Genomic DNA, 4081 nt, shown 5'->3' with positions numbered 1-4081 from the left:
GTCTTCGGCGAATGCGAGCCGCTGCGCGGCTTCCTTCGCCGGCTGCCAGTCGGCGTCGCGCGCGCCGCGCTCGACGCTGTCGATCGCGTCGCGGCTCAGCTCGAACGGCACCGTCAGCTCGACGATGGTGCGTACTTCGCGCAACCGTGCGTTCACGAGCTCGCGCGGCGCGGCGACATCGAGCAGGTGCCCGGTGCCGACGGCCGACAGCTCGGGGCCTGCGGGGCCCTCGACGTCGACGACGCGGCGGCCGGCCACCGAGCGCTTGAAGGTGCGCGCCACTTCCTCCTCGATTTGTTCCCAGGCGGCCGACGAGATCGGCGCGAGTTCGCGATGCAGGTTATTCATAGGTCGGGGTTCCTTTCAGCGAGCCGATGTTCAGCGAGCCGTCGCGATGCGGTGCGGCAGGCGCGGACGGCGTGGATTCCGGTTGGGTGGCTTCGGCGGGCGGCGCCGGGCGGTCGGCGAGCGCTTCGAGCAGGTCGGCCGACGGCACGAAGAACAGCGAGCCGGTGACCGCGCGGCTGTAGTCGAGCAGGCGGTCGTAGTTGCCCGGCGGGCGGCCGACGAACATGTTCTCGAGCATCTGCTCGATCGGCGCCGGCGAGCGCGCATAGCCGATGAAATAAGTGCCGAATTCGCCGGCGCCCGGGCGCCCGAACGGCATGTTGTCGCGCAGGATCTTCACTTCCTGGCCGCCTTCGTCGAGCGTGGTCAGCGAGCTGTGCGAGCACGACGGCTTCACGTCCGGCGCGAGCTCGATGTCGGACAATTTGGTGCGGCCGATGATGCGCTCCTGCGTTTCGACCGCGAGCGCGTTCCAGCCGGCCATGTCGTGCAGGTACTTCTGCACGAGCACGTAGCTGCCGCCCGCGAATTCGGCGTCCTCGTCGCCGATCACCGTGAAGTCGACCGCCTCGCGGCCTTCCGGGTTCTCGGTGCCGTCGACGAAGCCGATCATCGCGCGCTGGTCGAAATTGCGGAAGCCGTGCACCTCGTCGACGACCGTGACCGCGTCGCCGAGCGCATTGAGCAATTGCGTCGCCAGTTCGAAGCACAGATCCATCGCTTCGGCGCGGATGTGCAGCAGGATGTCGCCGGGCGTCGCGACCGCGACGCGCTGGCCGGCGCCGAATTCGCGGAACGGATGCAGCGATGCGGGGCGCGGCTCGCCGAACAGCGCATCCCACGCGTCGGAGCCGAAGCCGCACACGCACGTGAGGTTGCCGCCCGGTACGCGCTTGCCGACCGAGCGCACCAGCGCGGCGATGTCGCCGCACCACGAACGGATCGTGTCGGCGTGATCGGCGCCGGGATTGATCGTCGCCACGAGAAAGATCGCGCTGCGCGTGATCGTGCTGTGAACGGCCTGGGAGAGCGGGGGAGGAGTGGTCTGCATCGCGGCCTGCCGGTCAGTCATGTCGGGACGGACGGGCCGCGGTAGCCGCGGCGCGCGAAGGCGAACGGTTGAACTGTGTCATGCGACTGTTCTCTGTGCTTTGTGACATGCGGATGAAGGACGTTGCGCGGGCATCGCGCAACGGGCCGCAGCGGCGGCGGCCGGCCCCCGGGGCGCGAAGGGGAGGCAGGCGGGGTGGCCGCGCGTTCGCCCGGCGCGTAAGGCTGGCCGCACCGCGTAACGTCGTCGAGCATGCAATCTAGCAGCTTCGGCGGGTCTTTGGAACACGTATCGACGATCTGTCATTCGAATGGATCAAACCGGGCCGGGTTTTGTGCGGCGCCCGCTCAGCTGTACTCCTGGCGCCCGCGGCGCTGTGCTCTTGAGCGGGTGTGTCGCGTGCAGTAGATTAGGTTTCGCTCCGCGCGACCACGGCCATCATGATGAACCTTTTGGAAGCGATGCGTATTTTCGGTGCAATCGTCGAGCATGGCGGGCTGTCCGGCGCGGCGTCCGAACTGAGGCTCGACGTCGCGCAGGTCGGCGCGCGGCTCGATGGGCTCGAACGCTATCTCGGCTGCCGGTTGTTGCTGGACCGCTCGGGCGACGCGGTCGCATGCACCGAGGCCGGCGTCGCGTTTTACGCGTGTTGCCGGCGCACGCTGTCCGCGGTCGCGCAGGCGACCGGCGCGAGCGGAGCCGGTGCGTGCGCAACGGTTTCCCGTTCGCCCGTCGCGGGCTTGCCGTTGCCCGAAACCACTCGCTGCAGCGACGGAGCATCGATCGCCGCGCCCACGACACTACACCGGTTAACGCGTTGAATACGTCCACTGCATCCACCGATACGACCGCCGAGCGCATCCGTCGCCGCTTCGGCCATTTCCTTCACGCGGCCGAGCTCGCCGGGCTGGTCGTGATCGGGCTGGCGACCGCGTTCGCGATGGCGCAGGAAGCGTGGAAGGTCGTGCTCGCGGGCGAGGTGTCGCTGACCGACCTGCTGCTGATGTTCCTGTATCTGGAAGTGCTCGCGATGGACCTGCGCTACCTGCGACTCGGCCGGCTGCCGGTGCGGTTTCCGCTGTTCATCGCGATGACGTCGCTCGCGCGCGACCTGATCCTGCGCGGCGCGACGGACAGCCCCGAGCGGATGCTGATGACAACCTTCGGGATCGTGCTGCTCGCGGTCGGCGTGCTGATCCTGAGCTTCGGTCAGCATCGCTTTCCGGCGGACGTCGACGACGTCGAGGACGACGTGCATGTCCGCAAGTAACGCGACCCGGTCGGCATTCGAAGCGAACCCCGGCACGCCGTGCGCGGTGCGGCGGTCTCCCCATCATTCCATCGAGCGAGGTGTCGCATGACCAGGCAATTGATCGTCGCCGTGTTCGGCAGCGTCGAGACGGCCCGCCAGGCCGCGAACGATTTCGAGGCACTGTCGGAGAAGAACGAAGGATTCCACATCGAGAACGGCGTCGTCGTCGAGAAGGACGCGAACGGCAAGCTCGCGGTGCTCGACGCCGAATCGCGGCCGTTCAAGGGCGGCGTGATCGGCGCGATCGCGGGCGGCTTGCTCGGGCTGCTCGCCGGGCCGCTCGGCGTGGTGACCGGCATGGCGGCCGGCGCGGGCGCGGGCATTCTCGCGCAAGCGGCCGGCAATGCGCTGCTCGACGGCACGTTCGTCGAGACGGTCGCGGCGCGGCTCGTGCCGGGCAGCGTCGCGGTCATTCTCGAGGCGAAGGAGGACACGCCGTTCTCGGTCGACAACGTCGTGACGGGATTCGGCGGCAAGGTCTTTCGCCAGACGCTCGACTGAGCCCGCTCTTTTCGAACCGATTCGGGAGAACCGCATGCGCATCGATCAATCGTATCGCCGCTTCGACATCGCGGCGACGCTGTCGCCGCTGCCCGGCAACCGCGCGATCGCGAGCGTCGACGTGACGACCGACGATCCGGGCCGCCTCGCCGATCTCGGCACCGGCCAGTTCCTGCAGATCCGCAAGTGGCTCGAGTCGAACGACGTCGCGTTGCTGACGGTGGTGTTCGACGAGTGCAAGGTCGCGATCGACCACTACGCGGACAACGTCGACGACGCTTGAGTGCGAGCGGACCCGCGCATGGCCGGGCTTCGCTTCGCCGGCGCTTCCTCTGCTACCGCAATACATCATGACGTGCGCCGGACGAACGGCTGCCGTGCGAGCGCGCGCGGCCGCGCCGTCGCGTTCGCATCATCTGTTCACCACGCCGGCCGGATTTGACGTTTCCTCGCCAAACTGTCACTTACATTCGTCGAAATGACGCAGTAGGATGCCGAACCTTGTCTTGATGAGATTCGCATTGCTATCCGCCTTCAATTTCGATAACGGACGAGGTTCCAGCCGGGACACCCGCCCCCGGCGACGGCTATCCGGCTTCGTGCGTCGGCGCGACGGTGCCGCCCATGCGGCGCACGCCGGTTCATCGCTGGCGGGGCGAGGCGGATGAAGCTCTACGAGAAATTTGCGAACGACGTAGAGCGACTCATTCGGCAAGGCGTATATCGACACGGCGACCGTGTGCCGTCGGTGCGGCAGGCGAGCCAGCAGCACCGGATCAGCATCACGACCGTGCTGCATGCGTATCTGCTGCTGGAAAGCCGCGGGCTGCTCGAAAGCCGGCCGCAGTCGGGCTATTTCGTGAACCTGC

The 4081-nt window shown here is 67.6% G+C and carries 7 protein-coding genes; 5 read left to right on the top strand and 2 right to left on the bottom strand.

Annotated elements, in window-relative coordinates:
* Positions 1-348: family 1 encapsulin nanocompartment shell protein (locus H3O04_RS34330; RefSeq protein ID WP_202589408.1), on the bottom strand; the 348-nt coding region annotated here is incomplete at its 3' end.
* Positions 341-1420, bottom strand: a complete 1080-nt coding sequence (locus tag H3O04_RS34325) for a Dyp-type peroxidase (protein ID WP_175832989.1) — start codon at positions 1418-1420, stop codon at positions 341-343. The genes H3O04_RS34325 and H3O04_RS34330, both read right to left, overlap by 8 nt.
* Before the next feature lie 422 nt (positions 1421-1842).
* On the opposite strand from H3O04_RS34325, the gene H3O04_RS34320 reads away from it, so the two are divergent.
* The 5 genes from H3O04_RS34320 to H3O04_RS34300 all read left to right on the top strand — a co-directional run.
* A complete protein-coding gene (locus H3O04_RS34320) occupies positions 1843-2220 on the top strand; it encodes a LysR family transcriptional regulator (protein WP_034175610.1) in 378 nt (125 codons plus the stop codon).
* Positions 2217-2669 carry a phosphate-starvation-inducible protein PsiE gene (locus tag H3O04_RS34315; protein WP_027813452.1) on the top strand — a complete coding sequence of 151 codons (453 nt, stop codon included), beginning with the start codon at positions 2217-2219 and terminating at the stop codon, positions 2667-2669. The genes H3O04_RS34320 and H3O04_RS34315 overlap by 4 nt, the downstream gene beginning before the upstream one ends.
* A gap of 87 nt (positions 2670-2756) precedes the next feature.
* Positions 2757-3212 (top strand): DUF1269 domain-containing protein, encoded by a 456-nt coding sequence (locus H3O04_RS34310; RefSeq protein WP_034175496.1) that lies wholly within the window; start codon positions 2757-2759, stop codon positions 3210-3212.
* 34 nt (positions 3213-3246) lie between these two features.
* The gene (locus tag H3O04_RS34305; protein ID WP_006481293.1) at positions 3247-3495 is read left to right on the top strand and encodes a hypothetical protein; all 249 of its coding nucleotides are present in this window, start codon (positions 3247-3249) and stop codon (positions 3493-3495) included.
* Positions 3496-3876: 381 nt separating this feature from the next.
* Positions 3877-4081: GntR family transcriptional regulator (locus H3O04_RS34300; protein ID WP_134319998.1), on the top strand; the 205-nt coding region annotated here is incomplete at its 3' end.

Source organism: Burkholderia sp. KCJ3K979 (genome assembly GCF_016759955.1).
Taxonomy (GTDB): Bacteria; Pseudomonadota; Gammaproteobacteria; order Burkholderiales; family Burkholderiaceae; genus Burkholderia; species Burkholderia orbicola.
This window is presented reverse-complemented; position numbering and strand designations above follow the sequence as displayed.

What these genes read in the sequence shown, in the direction of transcription:
- H3O04_RS34325 (WP_175832989.1), bottom strand. Translation starts at nt 1,420, where the DNA reads ATGACTGACCGGCAGGCCGCGATGCAGACCACTCCTCCCCCGCTCTCC.
- H3O04_RS34320 (WP_034175610.1), top strand. Translation starts at nt 1,843, where the DNA reads ATGAACCTTTTGGAAGCGATGCGTATTTTCGGTGCAATCGTCGAGCAT.
- H3O04_RS34310 (WP_034175496.1), top strand. Translation starts at nt 2,757, where the DNA reads ATGACCAGGCAATTGATCGTCGCCGTGTTCGGCAGCGTCGAGACGGCC.
- H3O04_RS34305 (WP_006481293.1), top strand. Translation starts at nt 3,247, where the DNA reads ATGCGCATCGATCAATCGTATCGCCGCTTCGACATCGCGGCGACGCTG.